Origin of the sequence: Lentilactobacillus rapi DSM 19907 = JCM 15042 (assembly GCF_001436255.1) — a bacterium.
Taxonomy (GTDB): Bacteria; Bacillota; Bacilli; order Lactobacillales; family Lactobacillaceae; genus Lentilactobacillus; species Lentilactobacillus rapi.
In genome coordinates this window covers 257,934-279,384 of record NZ_AZEI01000076.1, presented here as the reverse complement: position 1 = coordinate 279,384, position 21,451 = coordinate 257,934, and the positions used below count along the sequence as shown (strand labels likewise).

The following is a 21,451-nucleotide window of genomic DNA, read 5'->3' as shown; positions in this document are numbered from 1 at the left end:
GGAGTTTCTAATGGCAAGTAAAGATTATTATGATATCCTCGGGGTCTCAAAAGACGCCAGCGACGATGAAATCAAACACGCCTATCGTAAGTTGTCCAAGAAGTGGCACCCTGACATCAACAAGGCTCCTAATGCTGAGGAGAAGTTCAAGGAAATTAACGAAGCATATGAAACGTTAAGTGACCCACAGAAGCGGGCAAACTATGACCAATACGGATCAGCCGATGGTGCTGGTGCCGGATTTGGCGGTGGCGGCGCTGGTGGATTCGGTAATTTCGATGGTGGCGGCGGTTTTGGCTTTGATGATATTTTCAGCCAATTCTTTGGTGGCGGCCAACGGAATGCGGATCCTTCTGCACCAAGGCAGGGCCGCGATCTCCAGTATCAAATGACGCTGGAATTTGAAGAAGCCATTTTTGGTAAGAAGACGGTTATTAAATATAATCGTGAAGCTCAATGTAAGACTTGTGGCGGAACTGGTGCCAAGCCAGGAACTTCACCTGTAACCTGTTCTCGTTGTGGCGGCCGTGGATATGTCACGACCGAAACGAATACCCCGCTCGGTAGAATGCAGTCACGGCAAACTTGCCCGGTTTGTCATGGAACTGGTAAAGAAATTAAAGAAAAGTGCCCAACCTGTGGTGGCCGTGGTCGAGTTGACGAACGTCATGAATTAGAAGTTAACGTTCCAGCCGGAATCGACGATGGTCAGCAAATGCGCCTTCAAGGACAAGGTGAAGCTGGCGAAAATGGTGGCCCTTACGGTGATCTGTACATTGTCTTTAAAGTTAAACCAAGTAAAGACTTTACTCGAGATGGCTCAACTATTTTTGTTGACGAGAAAATCAGTTTTGCCCGTGCTGCTTTAGGTGGCAAGGTCAAAGTGAAAACGGTCCATGGGGATGTTGAATTGAAGATCCCTGCTGGAACGCAAACTGGAACGACGTTTAGATTGAAGGGTAAAGGCGCTCCTCGTCTTCGTGGTAATGGCACTGGTGATGAACGGGTTACGGTGACTGTTACAACCCCTAAGAATTTAAATAAGGATCAAAAAGTTGCTTTGGAAGCATTTGCCAAAGCGAGTGGTGAAAGCCTTGATGGCAAAGGCGGCGGTCATTTTTTTGACAAAATGAAGGATGCTTTCGATAACAAAAAATAAAAGCATTCTAAACTTAAATAAGTGACATTATTTTAAGAGGTTGGTTAAATCCAGCCTCTTAATTGTTATAATGGTTGGTATAAGAGATTTAATGAAGAATGAAAGTGAGATACAACATGGATTTAGAAAAAATGAAGGATCATCAAAAGTATATTCGCAATTTCTCCATCGTTGCTCACATCGACCATGGGAAATCGACACTTGCTGATCGAATTCTCGAAATGACTGATACAGTTGCTAAACGGGACATGAAGGATCAATTGTTGGATAACATGGATCTGGAACGAGAACGGGGCATTACGATCAAGTTGAATGCCGTTGAGTTGACTTATCATGCCAAAGACGGGCATGACTATGAGTTTCATCTGATTGATACCCCTGGACACGTTGACTTCTCATACGAAGTGTCACGAAGTTTGGCGGCCTGTGAAGGGGCTGTTTTGGTCGTCGATGCTGCTCAAGGGGTTGAAGCTCAAACGTTGGCTAACGTTTATTTAGCTATCGATGACAACCTTGAAATTGTTCCGGTGATTAACAAAATTGATTTACCGTCAGCTGAGCCTGAAAAAGTGCGAACTGAAATTGAGAATGTTATCGGAATTGACGCATCCGACGCTGTTTTGGCAAGTGCGAAAAAGGGCATTGGGATTGAAGATTTGCTAGAACAAATTGTTCATAAGATACCGGCTCCCGATGGTGATGTGAACGGGCCATTAAAGGCGCTGGTTTTTGATTCAGTTTACGATGACTATCGTGGGGTTGTTTTGAGCGTCCGTCTGTTCGAAGGAACCGTTCAGCCAGGTGACAAGATTCGGATGATGAACAGTGGCAGTGAATATGAAGTAACCGAAGTTGGTGTAAACTCACCCAAGCCGGTTAAACGTGACTACTTGATGTCTGGCGATGTTGGCTACATCACTGCCAGTATTAAGGATATTACTCAAACTCGTGTCGGGGATACAGTTACTAACGCTGACGACCCCGCTGACGAAGCGCTGCCTGGCTATCGGATTATGAATCCAATGGTATACGCCGGACTTTATCCAACCGACAACGCGAAGTTCGACGATTTGCGTGAGGCCCTTGAAAAATTAAAACTGAACGATGCTGCGTTGGAATTTGAACCAGAAATTTCTAAAGCGTTGGGGTTTGGTTTTCGCTGTGGCTTTTTGGGCTTGCTTCACATGGATGTTGTTCAGGAGCGGTTAGAGCGGGAATTTAATCTTGAGTTGATTACCACGGCGCCGTCAGTTACCTACGAAGTCGATATGACCGATGGTGAAAAGAAAGAAGTCGAAAACCCATCTGAAATGCCCGATGTTTCAGCAATTAAACAGATTTCTGAACCCTATGTGAAGGCAACCATCATGGTCCCTAACGAATATGTGGGACCTGTCATGGAACTTTGCCAACGCCGCCGGGGTGAATTTGAAACAATGGAATACCTCGATGAATACCGGGTAAATGTGATTTATCACATGCCATTGTCAGAAATTATCTTTGACTTCTTTGATAAATTAAAATCCAGCACCAAGGGATATGCTTCGCTGGATTACGATTTGGAAGACTATAAGCCAAGTGATCTAGTTAAAATTGATATTCTCCTAAACGGCGAGCAGGTCGATGCCTTGAGCTTTATTTCACACAGACAGTTTGCGGCCACTCGTGCTCGTGACATCGTTGGCAAATTAAAGAACATCATTCCACGACAAAACTTTGAAATTCCGGTCCAAGCCGCAATTGGGGCGAAAATTATTGCCCGGACCAATATTAAGGCTTATCGAAAAGACGTGACCGCCAAGTTGTATGGTGGTGATCGAACTCGACGGATGAAGTTACTTGAGAAGCAGAAGGCCGGTAAGAAACGGATGAAAGCTGTGGGGAAGGTCGATATCCCGCAGGAGGCTTTCATGGCCGTTTTGCAGACTGACGAGGAAGAAAAAGGCGACAAATAAGGATTTATGGGCTGATATTGCTTACTAAAGAATATCAAATTCCTACCTAAGGTTTGAATGTCGGAAATTTTAGCCCTCATCTTTAGATTGCTTCAGCATCTTTTCGAAGATATTAACGGTCTGATTTTGCATCTTTCGGGTGACGTGAGAATAGGTGTCCATCGTTGTGGTGATCTTGGCGTGACCTAATCGATGCTGAACCTCTTTCATCTTGGCACCATTTTCTAGTAACATGGTCGCATGAGTATGTCGTAAAGAATGAAAACTAAACGGGAAACCAAGCTTTTTCTGAATTTCTGCACAGTAGTATTTAACAGAATTCGGGAGAACCGGTTTCCTGTTTTCTTTTGTACAAATGAAGTTGGATTCATAATAGAATTCTCCATAACGAAATCGTTGTTCCATTTGATGTTTCTTCTGCTCCTTTAAAATATTGATCAGGGTCGGGCCAATTACGATTTTTCGATAGCCTGCCTGGGTTTTCGGCGTTTCTAACTTCCAATCTGCTTTGCCGTATTGCTGCATATTGCGTTTAACCTGGATCGTTTGTTTATCAAAGTTGACACAATCCCATTGCAACCCGCAGACCTCGCCACGGCGCATACCAGTATTGAAGGCAATTTGAATCGGCATATAGACTGGATTAGCTTTAGGGGTGATTGCTAGGATTTGTTCAAATTGATCCATTGAGATTATTTTCAATTTTTCTCGGGTGTAGGTTCGATCCTCATTGTATTGGGGGAATTGGGTGTAGATGGTAGGATTTTGTTTAATTAATTGATATGGGAACACTGCCATCTTAAAAGCTTTCCGTAAAACGGTCTGAATAATCTCACAAGTGTGTTTGGATAGAGATGATTCACCAAGTTGATTCAGGTACGCCTGGATCATGGCCAGATTAACACTTTTAATTTTATAGATCCCAAATTTGGGGATGAGATGGTTATCCAAAATTCCCAGATAATTCTTTTGGGTATTTTCTTTGAGATTGGTCACGACATAATTTTCATACCAGAAGCGAAAATATTCCTCGGTGCTCATATTGCTTTCAACAGGGACTTGATCACCACTCTCATATTCACTGAGAGCCTGCCTAAGCAACTTTTCAGCCGTTTGCTTTGAAGCACCTGCCGAGCGCTCTATACGCCGACGCTTGCCATCTTTACGCCCAATTTCAAACGAATAGTAGTAATAGCCATCTTTTTTGCGGATTGATCCTCGTGCCATAATAATCTTCCTTTCTTCATAGATAGAATATTGAATATGAATAGAACATACGTTCTTTTAACTTGTTAAATAAAAGCCCTGAACGGGCAATTATTATAGATAATATTTATATCAATTGTGTTTAATATAAATATTATTGATGTATACTGAATTTATTGAATATTGTTTACCAGTTAATGCATCCTGTTGTCTGTTAGCGTTTTGGATAAATTTGGACATTGGGCTTTCAGCGAAGTGTGAAGCAATCTTACTCATACGGTTAATTGTTGCCATGCTGTCAGCCACATTAGAATTCAAGTGTCCCATTGGTGCAAAGTTCTTGTTGATGCTATCAACTCCTGTAAATGGTTTCTTAGAAAGGTTAGTGCTATTTGGAGTAGGTAATGTAACTTTGAACATACCGGATGCACGATTCAACATTGTTATCGCCCTGTCGACTTAGGTAGGGCTTCTTTTTGTTCCCAAAAAGTTCAGACTATCTTTTCATCCGCATGGGATGCTGGGCGCTCGTGTCCGTATTATTGTTGCCACTCAACGGTTAGTCGTTGCACCTTCACATAATTATTTCAGGCGATTATGCGCTTGGCTCAGGATAACCCGACAGGCTTCCCCTGAATTCACCCAGTGCTAGGGTATCGATTGCTCGATACTAGGGCATAATATTCAAAAATTTAATGGATCCCGGTTCTAAACCACGATTTTCCCTGATGGCACAATACATATGCGTAGCGTGATCCAGAGTTGAAATGACCACTTTCGGCTACCCAACCAAATACCCATGATTCACGAATTTTGATGTGATGGCCGCGATGTAAAGTATGCCATCCAACTGTATAGCTATTGGACATTGGATGACCAAGTTTGACAGTCCGAACCCTCGTTGTCTTCGTCAATGTGACCCAGCGACCATAGGCAAATGAAGAGCTTGCCGACACATTAGCTGTTTGAGGTTCATTAGATATGCTTTCGAAGCTGAATCCAATTGTTAATGCTGCAACTCCCAACAAGATACTATTTTTGATCTTCATGATTTGCCTCCCAATAAGTAATCATTCTATTTCTTGATCCATTTTGTATTGTAATGGCCCTTAACAACCCATGTATAACCTGACGAGTGATGCAAATTGGATGATTTGACAACCCAGCCTAAGTTTGCCGAATTATAAATACGAATTCTTGTACCAGATTTTAAAACTTTGCATTGTCGAACAGACCATGTTTTTGGGTTAATTTGCGAAGCATAAACTGCATGTCGAACGTGTACAGTCCGTGCTTTATACCAATATGATGACGCAAAAGACGGTAAGTTCTTCGCTTGAATTGAAGTTTCAACGCCCCCTAAACTGACGGTAATTGCTGCAACCCCCAACAAAATTGATTTCCTGAATTTCATGATTTTCCTCATCTCTTGAAGAACGAATTTGGATAGACAGATCCACGAGTAATTGAATGACCATCGAAATATGCCCGAAGGCGATGAGAACTCAACTTTTTGATTGTAATTCGCTGATCAAAACCACCATCTCGATACCATGAACCGTGAAAGGTATAGGAATGAGCGCCGGTTTTTTGCCAATATGTTTTGTGCAAGGTAATGTTCGATGATGCTGAGTAGGCAAATTCAACTTTATGTGTCGTTGCTTTGAAAGTAGCATGGTTGCTAAAACCCATATATTTAAGGTAGACATTCCGGGCCACCCAATGACCACGTATATTAGTAGGTGTGCCATCCCACCATGTGTGTGCTGATGCGGACAAAATATTACTGATGAAAGCAATAATCCCCATTGATAATATTGTAACCCCGAATAAAATCGATTCTTTGATTTTCACGATTTCCTCCGTAAGATGTTAAATTATCTAAAATATGAATGCCAAAATGATTCCATGGTTATTTTGTGAGGACCAAAGTAATGTAGAGAAAAAGCACCTCCGCCATAATTAGTTGGGTAAAATTTGTAAAAATGATTGCCGATATATTTCCACTTAACGTGTAATGATTTTTCACCAGAGTAATGGATATAATGGCGATAGATTTTGACCCCTTGATGGGGGTTGACTTTGGCATACCAATGACCACGCAACCGATATGGTATAGCAGAACTATGCCATGACGATGCTTCTACGGTAGCAGGAGCAAAAGTGATTGCTTCCCCAAATGATAGTGCGGCAACTCCTAATAAAATTGATTTTCTAAATTCCATGATATTCCCCCAAGACTAAAGTTTTTACATTTCAAAGATGTCGGACAGCATAACGGGCTTGCGACTTGGTAAACATGTCTCCATATGATGAGATTAACTGATGGTAGATTGCCCGGTTTGACATATGTTCGCTGTGTCGGTAGAAACGTGCCGATTTTAATGCATTCCGATTCCAAGAAATACCGTGGAGATGACGAACAGCATAACTGGCAGAGCGCTTTGAAAAACCATCACCATATTTAGAAATCAATTGGTGGTAGACACCACGTTTAGACATGTGCTGTGAACGGGCATAAAAATATGCACTATGTAATGCTGCACTCTTAGAAGATGCACTGACTTGGATGACGACTGGTGAATTTTCTGTGACAAGCGGTGTGATTGTCACACCTAACCCCAGTGTTAGGGATGTTGCAAAAATTAAAATAGACTTCTTAAAACTCATAGTAATTCCCTCCAACAATTAATAAATATCCTTAAAATGATACTAATACATAAATCCAACCCTATGCAGATAGTCAGCTTGAACGCCAAGATCGTCGGCAATCTCATAGTCGCTATCTACATCAGCCTTAGTTAGCCTTTCCAGTGGATCTTTTGGTACTTGATGTTCCATTCCCCAGTTACGAACTCGTTTCACTTGCATCATATTACCATCAACATGATATCTACTACAGATGTAAATTTCCTCATACAGTCATTGTAGCTGCTTGTATTTGATATATCTGAACTTATGGTTATTTCGTTGCCCACGGCCAACCCCTGTAAACCGTACAATATATGTTAAAATTTGTAACTGAGCTGGGAATATTGAGACTTCAAACGCTCAATAGCATCCATTCGAATCAGTCCTTTTTCTTTTGATGATCTTTCCTATACTGTGCTTTCTTGAACTCAATATACTCATCAATCTCTTTTTGCTGTTCAGGGGAAAGATCTGGATCTTCATGAGCAGCTACTCTGTGATTATCATTTACTTTGTGACCGAGAATGTAATCAGTTGTAACTCCAAAGTAATCAGCTAAGCGGAGTATTGTTGTAGCATCAGGTTCGTTTCTGTCATTTTCAAAATGAGAGTAGGCTGCTCGACTTAATTCTACTCGTTTTGCAACCTCTTCTTGAGTACGGTTGGTTTGTTTTCGCAGATACCGTAATCGAGCGCCAATCGTTTCTTTTGCCATTTTACAACCGCCTTTCGCAACTAATTGTATCAGAAAAGCGATACAATATGTATCTTCATTTAAAAAACATCAAAAATGTATCGAAAAAGTATTGATAATATATACTATAATATTAATCGGTTGATACGATATGTATCAGAAATAAAGTTAGGATTTGAAACACCAAGCATTGGTAAATGCATGTAAAAAGATAGGAGTGTCTCAAAAAATTTTGGGCGGAATGCTTGGCATAGCTAAACTGGCTTTAGAAGTATTGAAAATGGCAATAGGAATACAGACACAAAATTGGCTGCAAACTATTCACAGTTATTTTAAACGAGCATTGAAAAAGTTGTTCTCTGATATTTTTTCGCTTTTTAATGAGACAAAGCGTATTAAAGGGAAAAGGGCGATTGAATGAAAATTACAATTAGCGATTCCAAAGATGAAATTAAAGAAGTGCTTCAAGCTATTGCAGGTAGCTTAAAACACTCAGAGTTTGCACATAGTGTTTCTAAGATCAGTTCACAGCCTATTGAATGTCGTAGCTCCGCCAAGGGATCTGTGAAGGATCAAGATTCGAAAGAAAATTGACAATGTCCGTTCTTCCGTAAAACTCTAATCCTGATCGAGACTCACGGGCAACAACAATTGGTCTTGGAAAATCATTAGGGAGTTCGGAATTCAAACTGGCCATATTGCCAGAAGTTAATTGAAAGTTCGGCTTCATTAAGACAACTGAAAAGTTGATTCCTTGTTCTGAAATAGGTGCAATGGTTATCCGCATGTAATTCACCACCTTTAATGGAATAACTTAATTATCTCACTAAAGATATTTTCTAGCCTTGTTATCCTAAAAATGATGGGATCACGCATACCGGGTTATGTGAGAAGACTGCTCATGTTACATCAGTTTAAATGCTAATTGTGTCACAATGAACGCCTTTCGCTAATTATCTTGAAATTTATTGAGCCACTTTGGAAGCTCGGCAAAGAGTAAGATATCCAATGACTCTTCTAAGATTGTGATAGTGCCGTAAGCTACACGAAAATACATCTTCCAATCATTTCAAATTGGGCTTCTATCATTACACTCACATCTATATTAGATATACGAAAATTTGTATACAGAATATTCTAAGAGTTATAAAATAATTGAATTCCGACATTTTTCCTACCATATTAGTTAAGAGAGCTGATGAATATAGAGAGATGTTCTAAGATCTATTATGAATTCTAATACCCTATGAAGACACATTTAGGAGGACATTCAAGGAGATTATAGACTTGCTCGACCATTGTCATAGGAAGCCTTCATGGCTGTTTTGCAAACTGACGAGGAAGAAAAAGGCGACAAATAAGCGCAAAAAAACGGGAGGCGATCACATCATGATCTGCTTCCCATTTTTAATGTTTCATGTGTTTTTGAATCACACCGTTGGCTTCTTAGTTAACTTCTGATTGTAGATTTGTTTCATTTTTTCGATCTCTAACTGATCAGCCAAAACGTCATTAAAGAGTTGCTCGATGACTGCAGCCATTGCCTGTTCATCATCAGGGGCGGCCACTTGTTCAACCTTTTCCTGCTGGAACTCATACAATTCCTGTAAAACGTTGATGAGTCGGTGGCGAAAATGCGATAAATGGACATCCTTTGGTGCGGGATGTTTGGCTGATAAGTGATAATCATAGTACTGTTCAAGTTTCTCTACGGTTTTCAATGATAAATTATCAATCGAACGGTTATTATTTCTTAAGCGAATAATGACTGATGAGTTAACTCCAGTCAATTGTTGAATTTGATAAGCACTATCCCCGCTATCGATAATCACTTGAATTTTATCCCTGACGTTCATATTCCTTCACCCGGAATTGATCCCTAATTTTGATAACAAATGTCATCAATTCCCCAAATCAATTTCCACATTAAATTGTTTAAATTAATAATTCCACCTATATCATATGTCAGCTGACATATAGAGTCAAATTTTTTATTAATTATTTGGTCTGGAGACTATACAAAAAACACGTTTTCAATTTCGGTTCTGTTCACCCAATGGTTTGGAAATATGCTGACTTGAGAGAGGATCACCCGATTCGGAGCTCGGTAATCAATTTGGTGTCAATGATCGCATGGTGCTCATCGTCCGTTTTCTTGATGACGCGATCTATTTGATGATTATTGATAATATAGTCATCAAAAAACTGCTTGGTTGGAACTTGCAATAGATTACGATCATGGGATTGTTCGAAACTGACTTTATCCAAAACAAGATTCTTCGGAACCGCCGAAAAAATATTTGTGATGGCTCGTAACGCCACCTCACCGTTTTTTAAAATTGTATAGTCTAAGTAATTTCGATTGAAACACTGATGCCCTTCAAAGATTGTATCGCTTGAATGAGCTTCTAAGACTGCCCGATATCTGATCTCAATGGTATCTGGCCGAATTTTGTTAATAAACCGAATACGAAATAGTTCCATGTCCTTTCAACTCCTTTCTTCAATAATATGATAGATAGATCAAGGAAAGCAAGCGGGATTGTCAACAAAATGTTTGCGTTTTCGATCACATTCAATTATTATATATATTAATTCGTTTTTTATTCGATTTGAGTTCCTTTAATAAAATAACAAGTAAGGAGGTAGCTATCGTTGTTAAGTAGAACAAAACAATATCTTAGAAAAAATGGTTATTTTTATAAAAAAGAATATATTCGCCCCTTACTTACGCCAGATAACATTTATATTTTCCGATTTGGTCGTGATCGTTTAGACAATCGGTTAATTATTCGTTACAGTCATAAGTGGACCGGCAGGCAACGAATCAATGAAATTGACTTACGCCTTCACAAGCAAAAGCATCCACGGATTTTTGATAATGAATCTGAATTGCTGCAATATTTGGAAGGGCACCTTCTTAAGCACGAGGCCAAAGTTCGTGCTCGTGAGGAAAAGGCTCAGAAAGCTCATGAGAACAATGACGATAAAGAGCATCAAGTACCTGATGGGGCATCCAAGTAGGATGCTCTTTTTGTATTTACTAAATTAACAAAGGGGAACCAACATGGACTGGACAGAAGTTTCAATCATCACAAGTAGTGAGGCTGTCGAGGCAGTTTCAAATATTTTGATGGAGGATGGTGCAACCGGCGTATCAATAGAAGACGCCAAGGATTTTGATAAACTCAAAGCCGGCCGGTATGGTCGTCACGGAGAAATTGTGGATCCGGCATCATTAACCCACGTTGCAACGGGAGCGATTGTTTCCGCTTATTTTCCAAATAACAAAAATATTCAAACGAAAGTGCCTGAAATAACCAAACGGGTTCAGCAATTATCATCATTCGGGTTAAATCCTGGTCCCGCTGAAGTGACTACTAACGCTGTCGAAGACGAAAACTGGCGGACTGCTTGGGAAAAATATTATCATCCCGTTTCAATTACCAGAATGTTGACGGTGGTTCCAAGTTGGGAAGATTATCAACCGAAAACTGATTTTGAAAAAATCATTCGATTGGATCCAGGAATGGCTTTTGGGACCGGAACACATCCGACAACCCAACTATCTTTGCAGGCGCTCGAAATTGTCATGCACGGCGGCGAATCGGTTTTGGACGTCGGCACTGGCTCAGGAGTTCTAAGCATTGCGGCCAAGTTAATGGGTGCGGGTAATGTGCAGGCATTTGACGTCGATGATGTGGCGGTTAAATCTGCAAAGAAAAATATTGATTTAAATCCGGCTGCCAAGGATATTCAAATTTCTGCTAATGACTTGCTGAAGGGCATTCATGAACACGTTGATATCGTGGTTGCCAATATTTTGGCGGAGATTATTGTGCCACTGGTTCCTCAGGCATTTGCCAACCTCAAAGTGGGCGGGTACTTTTTAACTTCTGGCATCATTAATGATAAGTATGACTTAGTCAAACAGGCGATGGTTGATGGTGGCTTTCAAGTCTTAGAATCAATGAAAATGAAAGACTGGTACGCAATTATTGCCCAAAAGCCAAAGGATGAGGAATGATATGCAACATTATTTTTTAAGCCAAACAATTAAAGTTGGCGATCAAATCCAACTTCCTGATGACGTCAGCCATCACTTAAGCCGAGTGCTTCGGGCTGAAATTGGCGACCAAATTGAGGTAGTCTCTTCAGAACAGCGTGTTTTTCAAGCTGAAGTAAGCCAATTAGTTGGGCAAAAAGTCACCGTGACGGTCATCAAGCAATTACCTGTGAACGTTGAACTTCCAATTAAGGCGACGATTGTCAGTGGCCTTTCAAAGGGGAATAAACCAGAACTGATCGTCCAAAAAGCGACTGAACTGGGGGTTTCTCAGGTGATCTTTTTGCCAATGAAATGGTCAGTTGTTAAGTGGGACCAAAAAAGTGCCAAAAAGATCAAGCGACTTAACGAAGTCGCCTTGAGCGCGGCAGAACAGTCACATCGAAATGTGGTGCCGACAGTGAGCTATTTAAAGAGTTTGGAAGCGCTTGTGGCGATGGATTTTAATACCAAACTGGTTGCCTACGAAGAATCTGCAAAAGCTGGTGAAAAGGCTGAACTTGTTAAGCAAGTGGAAGCTACGGCGGCTGATCATTCGGTCGTTGCGGTGTTTGGACCCGAAGGCGGGGTTGCCCCTGAAGAAATTCAATTATTGAATCAAAATGGATTTATCAACGTTGGTTTGGGGCCACGGATTATGAGAACCGAAACGGCGCCGTTATATTTTCTAACGGCAGTTTCCGTCTTGACCGAATTACAAGGTAGCTGAATAAACGTGCAAATCATGCTAGAATATTCATAATAGCATTCACAAACCCGGTGAGGGGTAGATTTAGAGAAGAGTTGATAAGAATGGCAACTAAAATTTGGACAGCGGACGATGTCATTAAAAAAGTGTCTGAATATATGAATGATGAGCACGTTAAGCAAGTCAAGAAGGCCTATGAATTTGCCAAAATCGCTCATCAGGATCAGAGACGGCAATCGGGAGAGCCTTATATTACTCATCCCATTCAAGTGGCCGGGATTTTAGCTGACCTTCATATGGATCCTGAGACTGTTTCAGCCGGTTTTCTGCATGATGTGGTTGAAGATACCGGTGCAGTTCTTGGTGACATTAGAGAGCTGTTTGGGGACGATGTTGCCTTGATAGTTGATGGGGTCACGAAGCTTTCCAAAATTAAATACAAGTCCAGTCAAGAACGGTTGGCGGAAAATCACCGAAAACTACTCTTGGCAATGTGTAAAGATATCCGGGTGATGATTGTTAAGTTGGCTGATCGACTGCACAATATGCGGACACTGAAATCATTGCGGCCTGATAAACAACGGCGAATTGCAAAAGAAACGCTGGAGATTTATGCCCCAATCGCTGATCGCTTAGGTATTGGAACGATTAAGTGGGAACTTGAAGACATTTCATTACGTTATTTGAACCCTCAGCAATACTATCGGATTGTTCATTTGATGAATTCACGTCGGGATCAACGAGTGGATTATATCGAAAAAGCAATTGCGGAAGTTAAAAGCGCAATTGCTGATTTGGACATTAAGAGTGAAATTTATGGCCGCCCAAAGCACATTTATTCCGTTTACCGAAAAATGGTTGAAAAGCATAAACAATTTAGCCAGATATATGACTTGCTGGCAATTCGGGTGATTGTTGATTCAATCAAGGATTGTTATGCCGTTTTAGGGGCAATTCATTCCAAATGGAAGCCGATGCCCGGTCGATTTAAGGATTATATTGCAATGCCTAAGGCCAACATGTATCAATCCTTGCATACAACCGTCATTGGACCCGAAGGCAAGCCGCTTGAGGTTCAAATTCGGACCGAGGAAATGCATCGGGTCGCTGAATTTGGTATTGCAGCTCACTGGGCATACAAGGAAGGTATTCATAGTGAGGTTAAAGCTTCCCAAGACAACAATAAGTTGAATTGGTTTAAACAGATCATTGAATTACAAGAGGATACCGATGACGCTGCTGATTTTATGGACAGTGTTAAAGGTGAACTTTTTGGCGATCACGTTTATGTATTCACCCCCAAGGGGGACGTTTACGAATTACCAAAGGGGGCCGGTCCGCTTGACATGGCCTATATGATCCACACGGAAGTTGGTAATCACACAACAGGTGCAAGGGTCAATGGCAAAATTGTGCCACTGGATCATCAAGTCAAAACGGGTGATATTGTTGATATCATTACCTCGACAGGTTCTGCTGGGCCGAGTCGTGATTGGCTGCCATTGGTTCATACGAGACGGGCCCGAAATAAAATTAAGCAGTACTTTAGACAGGAAGATCGGGCTAAAAACATTGAAGATGGTCGTCTGATCATTACTCGTAAATTGCGTGAAGAAGGATTTGACCCGCACGCAGTCATGACTCCTGAGAAGTTAGAAATGACTGCTACCAACATGCACTATCAGCATGCAGAAGATTTGCTGGCAGCCATTGGATTTGGGGATGTTCAGCCCACTGGTGTTGTGAATCGACTTACTGAAGACGTCAGAGCACAACAGAAGCGGGAGCGTCAGGATCAAGCTGAAAAAGAAGTGCTCGAAGGCCATCAAACGATCACCGAGAATACCAGTGAGGCCGCTAAGAAGAAGGCTCGTAAATCCTCAAATGGAATCGTCATCGAGGGCGTCGATAATCTACTGGTTCGGTTGAGCCATTGTTGTACCCCAGTTCCTGGCGATGAAATTGTCGGTTATATTACCAAAGGTCGGGGTGTTTCAATTCACCGAGTCGACTGTCCGAATATCGTGAAGGCTGAAGAAAATGGTGAGCGGTTGATTGAGGTTGCCTGGGCAAATGATCCGGGGGCCAGAACCACTTATGAAGCCAGCCTTTCGGTTCAGGGATACAATCGATCTGGACTGCTCACAAATGTTCTGACCGCAGTCAATAACGTGACCAAGACAGTTTCGTCAGTAAATGGTCAGGTGGACAATAATAAAATGGCAACGATCAGTTTATTGGTTGGCATTCGAAATCTTGAACAATTGGAACGGTTAATTAACGCAATTAAGAATGTTCATGACGTTTATTTGGTTGAACGAAAATTCAGGTAAGGAGTTAATCAATTGAGAGTTGTCTTACAAAAAGTTAAACAAGCGTCAGTATCGATTGATGGTAAGGTCCACGGGAAAATTGGTCAGGGCTTTGTCTTATTGGTTGGGGTTCAGGATTCTGATGGCCAAGAAGAAATTGACTATCTGGCCCACAAGATTCATAAGTTAAGAGTGTTCGAAGATGACAACGACAAACTGAATCTAGATATCGATACGGTTGGTGGTTCAATTTTGTCAATTTCACAATTTACTTTATATGGTGATACCAGAAAAGGGAATCGACCCAGTTTTACTGGAGCAGGCGAACCCAGTCATGCTAATCAGATATATGAACAATTTAATGACAAATTACGGGATGCAGGATTAGATGTCCAAACCGGCATCTTTGGTGCTGATATGTTGGTGGACATCCAAAATGATGGCCCAGTCACGATTTTATTTGACACCGAGAATAAGTGAGTGACAATCAAAGAGGATGATCCTTAATCAACGTCACATTAGGTTTCCGAATATCGTTCTTGCGCCGTAGCAAAACAACCAATGATGGACCAAGTTCGTTCATCGTTGGTTGTTTTGAGTTAATATTTGAGGAATTTTCGGTTTTTTCAACAGCTTGACTCGGCAATCTCTTACAGAAGGAGCAACATAACTAAATGATCAATCAATTGTTTTGGGATTTTGATGGCACTTTATTTAACACCTATCCAAAAATGGTGCAGGCGTTCAAACACGCCTTAATCGACCTCGATATTGATGAGGTTGAAATTGATGAGCACGATATTTATCTCACGATGCGTCAGCATGATGTCGGAACGGCGATTCGAAAGAGCGCGGCCTTTTATGGCATTGACGAAAAAACATTGCGAACATTGAATAAGCGGTATCAGACTGAACTGGTTTCTTCGGCCGAACCGTTTCCGGGAGCAAAAGCTGTTCTTGCCCTCGCTGAACAGCTTGGCGGTCATAATTATTTGCTGACGCATCGTGATAATCAAGCCAAGGCATTATTGGCCCAGTTTGATCTGGCGCAGCATTTTACAGATTACGTGACTTCTAACCAAAAATTTCCTCGAAAGCCCAATCCAGAATCGATCAATTACCTGATTACCAAAAATAATGTTGACAGAAAAAAAGCAATAATGATTGGTGACCGCAAGCTAGATGTTGCTGCGGGGCACAATGCAAATATTGCTTCTTGTTTGTTTGATCCTGATGGAATTATTGGTGATTCTGGGAATCCGGATATTCGGATCACTGCGTTATCTGATCTAATCCCTTGGCTATCCAAATCCTAGTAAGCTCTCAGAATTTGATCGACCATTGGCCCGTAAGTTTCCCCGAAGAGGTTCAAATGCGCTAATAGGTAGTTCAGCTGATACCAGCCAAGTCTTTTATCGACGCCGATCTTGAGTGGATAGACAGAATTATAGCCTTGATAAAATTCTTGAGAAAAGCCTCCAAAAATAGTGGTCATGGCAATATCGAGTTCCCGGTCGCCATAAAAGACGTCCGGATCGATCAGCATTGGGGTGCCATCTGAAGTGAACATATAGTTTCCAGACCAAAGATCTCCGTGTAAAAGGCTTGGGGTCACATCATGAGTTGAATAGTATTTTTTAAATTGGTTGCTCATTGACTGGAATTGTTTTTTTCGCCAGTCATTCCAGCGGCCTTTTTTGATGGCCAAATCGACAAGCGGTTGAAGTCGCTGATTGAGATAAAAGGTTGTCCAGTCCGACTGCCAAGTGTTATTTTTGGGCAATTTACCTGCTGTAAAATTATGATCTAAGCCAAACTGCTTGGCGTGTTGTTGGTGGACCTTGGCGACCATTTTGCCGAGTTCGACTTGGCTGCCGCTGCCAGTATCAATCCAATTTAAAATGAGGAAGCCATCAAGGCCAACTTCACCGGTGGCAACAATTTTGGGGGTATTGGCAACTTTTCCCAGTAACTCCAAGCCTTCAACTTCATGAGCAAAGAATTCTTTTCCCCGTTTTGGTTGAACCTTCATAAAATATTTGTTGGTTTGAGTTTCTAACATGTAAGAATCGTTGATATCACCGCCTGAAACTGATTTGATGGTTTTGACGTCATCGATTGGTAATTGTTGAAGCCAACTTTTGCTTAAAGACATAAGATGATCTCCTTAGTGATTGTGATTTTTAAAGTAGTTTGCCAATCCAGAAACAACGTCATCGGCATATGCTTCTTGATAAGACTTGCTTTCAATGAGCTTGAAATCTTTGTTGGTGTTAATATACCCGCCTTCAATCAGGATTGCTGGTACCGAATTGTCCCGGATCACGAGGTAATTGCCAAAATCGACGCCCCGACTCCTTAGCGGTAACGCTTGCATTTGGGTATTAACAGCTTTGGCAAGATCCTTAGATTGACCATTGTGGTAATAATAACACGTGTAACCCGAAGCAGTGTTATCGGCATCAGAGGAATCAAAGTGAAAGCTAATAAAGGCATTGGCCGACGCATTGATTGCCGTTCGTGGCCGCGAATAAAGCGGAACGGTTTTATCGCTATCTCGGGTCATGATGACTTTTGTTCCCCGAGCACGCAACTTTTGGGCCACTAATTTGGCGACATCTAAAGTATAGCGCTTCTCTGGCTGCCCAGTTGCGGATAGGGCACCTGTGTCGTCGCCGCCGTGGCCGGGATCAATGACGACCGTTGCTTCGGAAAGCTTGGTGACATTTTTAATGTCCGGATTGGTGACTAACCACGATGCCACCCAGCCGATAATTTTGTGATTATAAATTACTTTAAGCCAGTCATCTTTGCGGCTGATGACCTGCAGGCGTTGGCCTTGTTTGACTTTTGCTTTGACCGAGTAGGTGACTGCCGGCCCGCTGCGAATATTTAACTGGTTCACTTTAACCGTGACTGAGTTGGAGTAGAGTGCCAACAACAGAATGAGGAACGTGATCACGATTGCTGCAGTGGTGATTATCCAATTCTTATTTTCCTTAATCGTTTTCATTAAATGTCTTCCATTCACTCAAATAACATTATTATAGTTGAAAATTGCCAAGGAGGCTAGCTTTGTTGACGGTTCCCACCAATCGGTTCTTGACTTTTCAGTCGTTGTCAACTAATCTTAATTACAGTTAAATATTCAACCGAATGAAAAGAACAGTAAGAGGAATTGCCGGACAGAGAACATTCATTTGCTGAGAGAATGTGGTAATGATTCTGAAGTGACACTTTTTGAGTTAATGGTTAATAGTGATTGCTATTCGCGCGAGCGTTATTCTTGAGAGTTAATAAAGGTGGTACCGTGCGTTTGCACCCTTGTCTGAGGACAGGGGTCTTTTTTTTCGGAAAATATAAATGGGAGGCAACAATTAATGAAATATCAACGACCAAAAGGAACAGCTGATATTCTTCCAGATGATGCAAAAAAATGGAATTATGTTGAAGAAACTGCTCGGATGTTGTTTGAAGATTATCGATATCATGAAATTCGCACACCGATGTTTGAAAGCTTTGATGTTTTTTCCAGAACATCTGGTGACACTTCAGACGTTGTCACCAAAGAAATGTATGACTTTGATGACAAGGGTGGCCGGCACATGAGCTTGCGCCCAGAAGGAACGGCTGGGGTTGTTCGGGCGTTTGTTGAAAATAAATTGTATGGTCCGGAGCATCCACGGCCGGTTAAAGTGTTCTACATGGGGTCGATGTTTCGTTATGAACGGCCACAATCCGGCCGGCAACGAGAATTTCATCAGATTGGCGTTGAAGCGTTTGGGAGTAACGAACCTGAGTTAGACGTTGAAGTGATTGCAATGGGCATGGATTTGCTCAAACATTTCGGGCTTTCAGATCTGAGACTGGAAATTAACACGCTTGGTGATAAAGAATCTCGGGATGCTTACCGTCAGGCTTTAATTGATTACTTGGATCCTCATTTTGATGAATTAAGCGACGACTCCAAGGTTCGCCTCCACAAGAATCCATTGCGGGTTTTAGATAGTAAAGACAAACGGGATCAAGCCATTGTCAAGGATGCGCCATCAATTCTTGACTATCTCAATGAAGACTCGAAGCGTCATTTTGATAAAGTTAAGTCGTTGTTGGATGCCTTGAACATTCCCTACGTGATTGATCCTGATATGGTTCGAGGCTTGGATTACTATAACCATACGATCTTTGAGATCATGGTCAATTCAAAGGCACTTGGGGATGGCTATACGACTATTTGTGCCGGCGGTCGTTATAACGGGCTGGTTGAACAGCTTGGTGGGCCAGAAATGCCCGGAATTGGGTTTGGAATGGGAATGGAACGGTTAATGTTATTGATGGAAGCTCAAAACGTTAACTTCCCAGTCCTTGACCAACTTGACGCTTATGTTGTCGGAATTGGTGACCAAACCAGTGTTGAGACCCTCCAGATTGTTCAAGCACTGCGGGCAAATGGATTTGCGGCTGATCGGGATTATCTCGATCGCAAGCCAAAATCCCAGTTTAAGACTGCAAACAAATTAAACGCGCAATACACGATTACAATCGGTGAAAGTGAACTTGAGGCCAAGACCGCAAATGTTAAACAAATGGCAACCGGAAAAGAAGTTTCGGTTCCGTTGAATGACATTGTTCATGATTTTGATGATGTGATCAATAAATATTTTAATGATGATGAGGAGATTGATTAGACATGAAGAGAACCACTTATGCTGGCTTGGTTGACGATAAGTTGATCGGCCAAGAAGTTGTTTTAAAAGGCTGGGTTCAAAAGCGCCGAGACCTTGGTGGCTTGATTTTTATTGAACTGCGTGACCGTGAAGGAATCGTTCAATTAGTGTTTAGTGAGGAGTTTGGCAAGGATGCCCTTGCAGTAGCCGATAAGCTTCGAAGCGAGTACGTTGTTGAAGCCAAGGGCAAGGTTGTTGCCCGAGACCCTAAAGAAATCAATTCGAAGATGAAGACTGGTAAAATTGAGGTCGACATCACCGATGCCAAGATTTTGGCCACTGCCAAGACCCCGCCATTTTACATTCAGGACAATATCAACGTTTCTGAAGACCTTAAACTCAAGTATCGATACTTGGATCTTCGTCGTCCTGAGATGCAAAAAAATATTTTGTTGAGAAATCGAATTATTCAATCAATTCACAGTTTCTTTGACAAAGAAGGTTTCATCGATATTGAAACGCCAACGTTGACAAAATCAACTCCAGAAGGTGCTCGGGATTACTTGGTTCCTTCACGAGTTTATCCAGGGTCCTTTTATGCGCTGCCACAATCTCCCCAACAATTTAAACAATTGTTGATGGGCGCTGGCTTCGACAAATATTATCAAATTGCACGTTGTTACCGTGACGAAGATTTGCGTGGTGATCGTCAACCTGAATTTACCCAAATTGATATGGAAATGTCATTTGCCGATCAAGAGGAAATTGAAGACGTCACTGAAGGCTTCATTGCCAAGGTCATGAAGGATGCCATGGGAATCGATGTTCAATTGCCATTCAAGCGGATGGACTGGGATGAATCAATGGCCCGCTTTGGGACTGATCAGCCTGATGTGCGTTTTGGAATGGAATTGAAAGATCTTTCAGACATTATGAAAGACGTTGATTTCAAGGTATTTTCAGGTGCTGTTAAAGATGGCGGCCAAGTTAAGGCGATTGCCGTTCCTGGCGGTGCTGATAAGTATTCTAGAAAAGATTTAGATCAATTTGCCGACTACGTTGAACGATTTGGTGCTAAGGGGCTTGCCTGGTTAAAAGTTACTGACGATAGCTTCAATGGGCCGATTGCGAAGTTCTTCAAGGATCCTGATCTGCGAGAAAAGATTTTAGCCAAGGCAGAAGCGAAACCTGGCGACTTACTTTTATTCGCCGCTGATAATACCCGGGTTGTTGCCAATACGCTTGGTTACCTACGAGTTGAAATTGCTAAGCAACAAAATATGATCGATGAATCCAAGTTTGCTTTCCTGTGGATTGTTAACTGGCCATTATTCGAATGGGATGTTGATTTAAAGCGGTACGTTGCTGCCCATCATCCATTTACAATGCCAAATGAAAACGATGTTCACTACTTAATGAACAAGGGCGAAGATCCTCATAAGGCTTACGCTCAAAGTTATGATATTATTTTGAACGGCCTCGAACTTGGTGGGGGTTCCATTCGTATTCATACCCGGGCCCTTCAGGAAAAAATGTTTGAAGCCCTTGGGTTTACGAAAGAAAGTGCCGAAGCTCAATTCGGTTACTTCCTAAATGCACTTGACTACGGTTTTCCGCCTCATGGTGGTTTGGCAATCGGTTTGGATCGTTTTGTCAGATTGCTTGCTGACCGCGAGAACATTCGAGACGTCATTGCGTTCCCTAAGAATTCTAAGGCTGTTGAACCGTTGACCAGCGCCCCACAACCCGTTGCTAACAAACAGCTCGAAGACTTGGGCTTGTTTGTTGCTGATCATGACGATCAAAAATAAACGACGTTCTTTAATCACTATTTGAATAGTCTTAGGCAAATAATTGCCATTTTTAAGCAAGAGATTGGGAGAAAAGGCAATTTGATCCCAGAATTTAAGCCAAGAAAGCAATGCATCCTAGTTTTGGATGCATTGCTTTCTTGGCTTAAATGGCAGGGGTTAGTCGTTAACTGCAGGCTTTAGAAAGCCAAGTCGCATTTAT

General features: G+C 41.7%; 24 protein-coding genes. 11 read left to right on the top strand and 13 right to left on the bottom strand.

The features are described from left to right. Positions 1-10 precede the first annotated feature (10 nt). Both dnaJ and lepA read left to right on the top strand, forming a co-directional pair. A complete protein-coding gene (gene dnaJ / locus FD12_RS09495) occupies positions 11-1,159 on the top strand; it encodes a molecular chaperone DnaJ (RefSeq protein ID WP_056982845.1) in 1,149 nt (382 codons plus the stop codon). 116 nt (positions 1,160-1,275) lie between these two features. Then, positions 1,276-3,114, top strand: coding sequence for a translation elongation factor 4 (lepA, locus tag FD12_RS09490; protein ID WP_056983128.1), 1,839 nt, complete (start codon positions 1,276-1,278; stop codon positions 3,112-3,114). A 69-nt stretch (positions 3,115-3,183) separates the two neighbouring features. Here the strand turns inward: lepA and FD12_RS09485 are convergent, their stop codons facing one another. The 8 genes from FD12_RS09485 to FD12_RS09450 all read right to left on the bottom strand — a co-directional run bounded on the left by FD12_RS09485 (position 3,184) and on the right by FD12_RS09450 (position 7,726). Further along, entirely contained in the window at positions 3,184-4,341 is a 1,158-nt protein-coding gene (locus FD12_RS09485) for a tyrosine-type recombinase/integrase (protein ID WP_056982844.1), read from the bottom strand. 111 nt (positions 4,342-4,452) lie between these two features. Then, complete coding sequence (locus FD12_RS09480; protein WP_054746595.1) at positions 4,453-4,761, bottom strand: hypothetical protein; 309 nt, start codon at positions 4,759-4,761, stop codon at positions 4,453-4,455. A 251-nt stretch (positions 4,762-5,012) separates the two neighbouring features. After that, positions 5,013-5,369 carry a hypothetical protein gene (locus tag FD12_RS09475; protein ID WP_054746596.1) on the bottom strand — a complete coding sequence of 119 codons (357 nt, stop codon included), beginning with the start codon at positions 5,367-5,369 and terminating at the stop codon, positions 5,013-5,015. 373 nt (positions 5,370-5,742) lie between these two features. After that, complete coding sequence (locus FD12_RS09465) at positions 5,743-6,174, bottom strand: hypothetical protein (RefSeq protein WP_056982843.1); 432 nt, start codon at positions 6,172-6,174, stop codon at positions 5,743-5,745. A 23-nt stretch (positions 6,175-6,197) separates the two neighbouring features. Further along, positions 6,198-6,545 carry a hypothetical protein gene (locus tag FD12_RS09460; RefSeq protein ID WP_054746599.1) on the bottom strand — a complete coding sequence of 116 codons (348 nt, stop codon included), beginning with the start codon at positions 6,543-6,545 and terminating at the stop codon, positions 6,198-6,200. 31 nt (positions 6,546-6,576) lie between these two features. Next, entirely contained in the window at positions 6,577-6,990 is a 414-nt protein-coding gene (locus FD12_RS09455) for an Ltp family lipoprotein (RefSeq protein WP_054746600.1), read from the bottom strand. A gap of 42 nt (positions 6,991-7,032) precedes the next feature. Next, positions 7,033-7,194 carry a hypothetical protein gene (locus FD12_RS13915; protein WP_162258727.1) on the bottom strand — a complete coding sequence of 54 codons (162 nt, stop codon included), beginning with the start codon at positions 7,192-7,194 and terminating at the stop codon, positions 7,033-7,035. 196 nt (positions 7,195-7,390) lie between these two features. Continuing rightward, entirely contained in the window at positions 7,391-7,726 is a 336-nt protein-coding gene (locus FD12_RS09450; protein ID WP_054746601.1) for a helix-turn-helix domain-containing protein, read from the bottom strand. A gap of 154 nt (positions 7,727-7,880) precedes the next feature. On the opposite strand from FD12_RS09450, the gene FD12_RS09445 reads away from it, so the two are divergent. Next, entirely contained in the window at positions 7,881-8,126 is a 246-nt protein-coding gene (locus FD12_RS09445) for a hypothetical protein (RefSeq protein ID WP_056982841.1), read from the top strand. Positions 8,127-8,237: 111 nt separating this feature from the next. On the opposite strand, the gene FD12_RS09440 is transcribed toward FD12_RS09445, so the two are convergent. The 3 genes from FD12_RS09440 to FD12_RS09430 form a co-directional block, all read right to left on the bottom strand. Continuing rightward, complete coding sequence (locus FD12_RS09440) at positions 8,238-8,492, bottom strand: hypothetical protein (RefSeq protein WP_054746602.1); 255 nt, start codon at positions 8,490-8,492, stop codon at positions 8,238-8,240. A 643-nt stretch (positions 8,493-9,135) separates the two neighbouring features. Then, on the bottom strand, positions 9,136-9,561 hold the full coding sequence (locus FD12_RS09435) for a hypothetical protein (RefSeq protein WP_056982839.1): 426 nt from the start codon (positions 9,559-9,561) through the stop codon (positions 9,136-9,138). A gap of 232 nt (positions 9,562-9,793) precedes the next feature. Beyond that, positions 9,794-10,189, bottom strand: a complete 396-nt coding sequence (locus tag FD12_RS09430) for a hypothetical protein (protein WP_056982837.1) — start codon at positions 10,187-10,189, stop codon at positions 9,794-9,796. A gap of 171 nt (positions 10,190-10,360) precedes the next feature. Here FD12_RS09430 and FD12_RS09425 point away from each other — a divergent pair, with 171 nt between their 5' ends. The 6 genes from FD12_RS09425 to FD12_RS09400 all read left to right on the top strand — a co-directional run bounded on the left by FD12_RS09425 (position 10,361) and on the right by FD12_RS09400 (position 16,087). Further along, positions 10,361-10,729, top strand: coding sequence for a hypothetical protein (locus FD12_RS09425; protein WP_056982836.1), 369 nt, complete (start codon positions 10,361-10,363; stop codon positions 10,727-10,729). A gap of 43 nt (positions 10,730-10,772) precedes the next feature. Then, positions 10,773-11,732, top strand: a complete 960-nt coding sequence (prmA, locus tag FD12_RS09420; protein WP_056982834.1) for a 50S ribosomal protein L11 methyltransferase — start codon at positions 10,773-10,775, stop codon at positions 11,730-11,732. Between the two features lies 1 nt (position 11,733). Then, a complete protein-coding gene (locus FD12_RS09415; RefSeq protein ID WP_056982832.1) occupies positions 11,734-12,480 on the top strand; it encodes a 16S rRNA (uracil(1498)-N(3))-methyltransferase in 747 nt (248 codons plus the stop codon). An 83-nt stretch (positions 12,481-12,563) separates the two neighbouring features. Beyond that, on the top strand, positions 12,564-14,792 hold the full coding sequence (locus tag FD12_RS09410; RefSeq protein WP_056982830.1) for a RelA/SpoT family protein: 2,229 nt from the start codon (positions 12,564-12,566) through the stop codon (positions 14,790-14,792). 12 nt (positions 14,793-14,804) lie between these two features. Continuing rightward, positions 14,805-15,251 carry a D-aminoacyl-tRNA deacylase gene (dtd, locus tag FD12_RS09405; protein WP_056982828.1) on the top strand — a complete coding sequence of 149 codons (447 nt, stop codon included), beginning with the start codon at positions 14,805-14,807 and terminating at the stop codon, positions 15,249-15,251. 194 nt (positions 15,252-15,445) lie between these two features. After that, positions 15,446-16,087 (top strand): HAD-IA family hydrolase, encoded by a 642-nt coding sequence (locus FD12_RS09400; protein ID WP_056982826.1) that lies wholly within the window; start codon positions 15,446-15,448, stop codon positions 16,085-16,087. Here the strand turns inward: FD12_RS09400 and FD12_RS09395 are convergent. Both FD12_RS09395 and FD12_RS09390 read right to left on the bottom strand, forming a co-directional pair. Beyond that, the gene (locus FD12_RS09395; RefSeq protein ID WP_056982824.1) at positions 16,084-16,926 is read right to left on the bottom strand and encodes a fructosamine kinase family protein; all 843 of its coding nucleotides are present in this window, start codon (positions 16,924-16,926) and stop codon (positions 16,084-16,086) included. The genes FD12_RS09400 and FD12_RS09395 overlap by 4 nt on opposite strands. A 12-nt stretch (positions 16,927-16,938) precedes the next feature. Continuing rightward, positions 16,939-17,784 carry an N-acetylmuramoyl-L-alanine amidase family protein gene (locus FD12_RS09390; RefSeq protein ID WP_054746604.1) on the bottom strand — a complete coding sequence of 282 codons (846 nt, stop codon included), beginning with the start codon at positions 17,782-17,784 and terminating at the stop codon, positions 16,939-16,941. 367 nt (positions 17,785-18,151) lie between these two features. Here FD12_RS09390 and hisS point away from each other — a divergent pair, with 367 nt between their 5' ends. Both hisS and aspS read left to right on the top strand, forming a co-directional pair. Continuing rightward, positions 18,152-19,459, top strand: a complete 1,308-nt coding sequence (hisS, locus tag FD12_RS09385) for a histidine--tRNA ligase (protein WP_054746605.1) — start codon at positions 18,152-18,154, stop codon at positions 19,457-19,459. Between the two features lie 2 nt (positions 19,460-19,461). Continuing rightward, complete coding sequence (gene aspS, locus FD12_RS09380; RefSeq protein ID WP_056982822.1) at positions 19,462-21,249, top strand: aspartate--tRNA ligase; 1,788 nt, start codon at positions 19,462-19,464, stop codon at positions 21,247-21,249. Positions 21,250-21,451 lie beyond the last annotated feature (202 nt).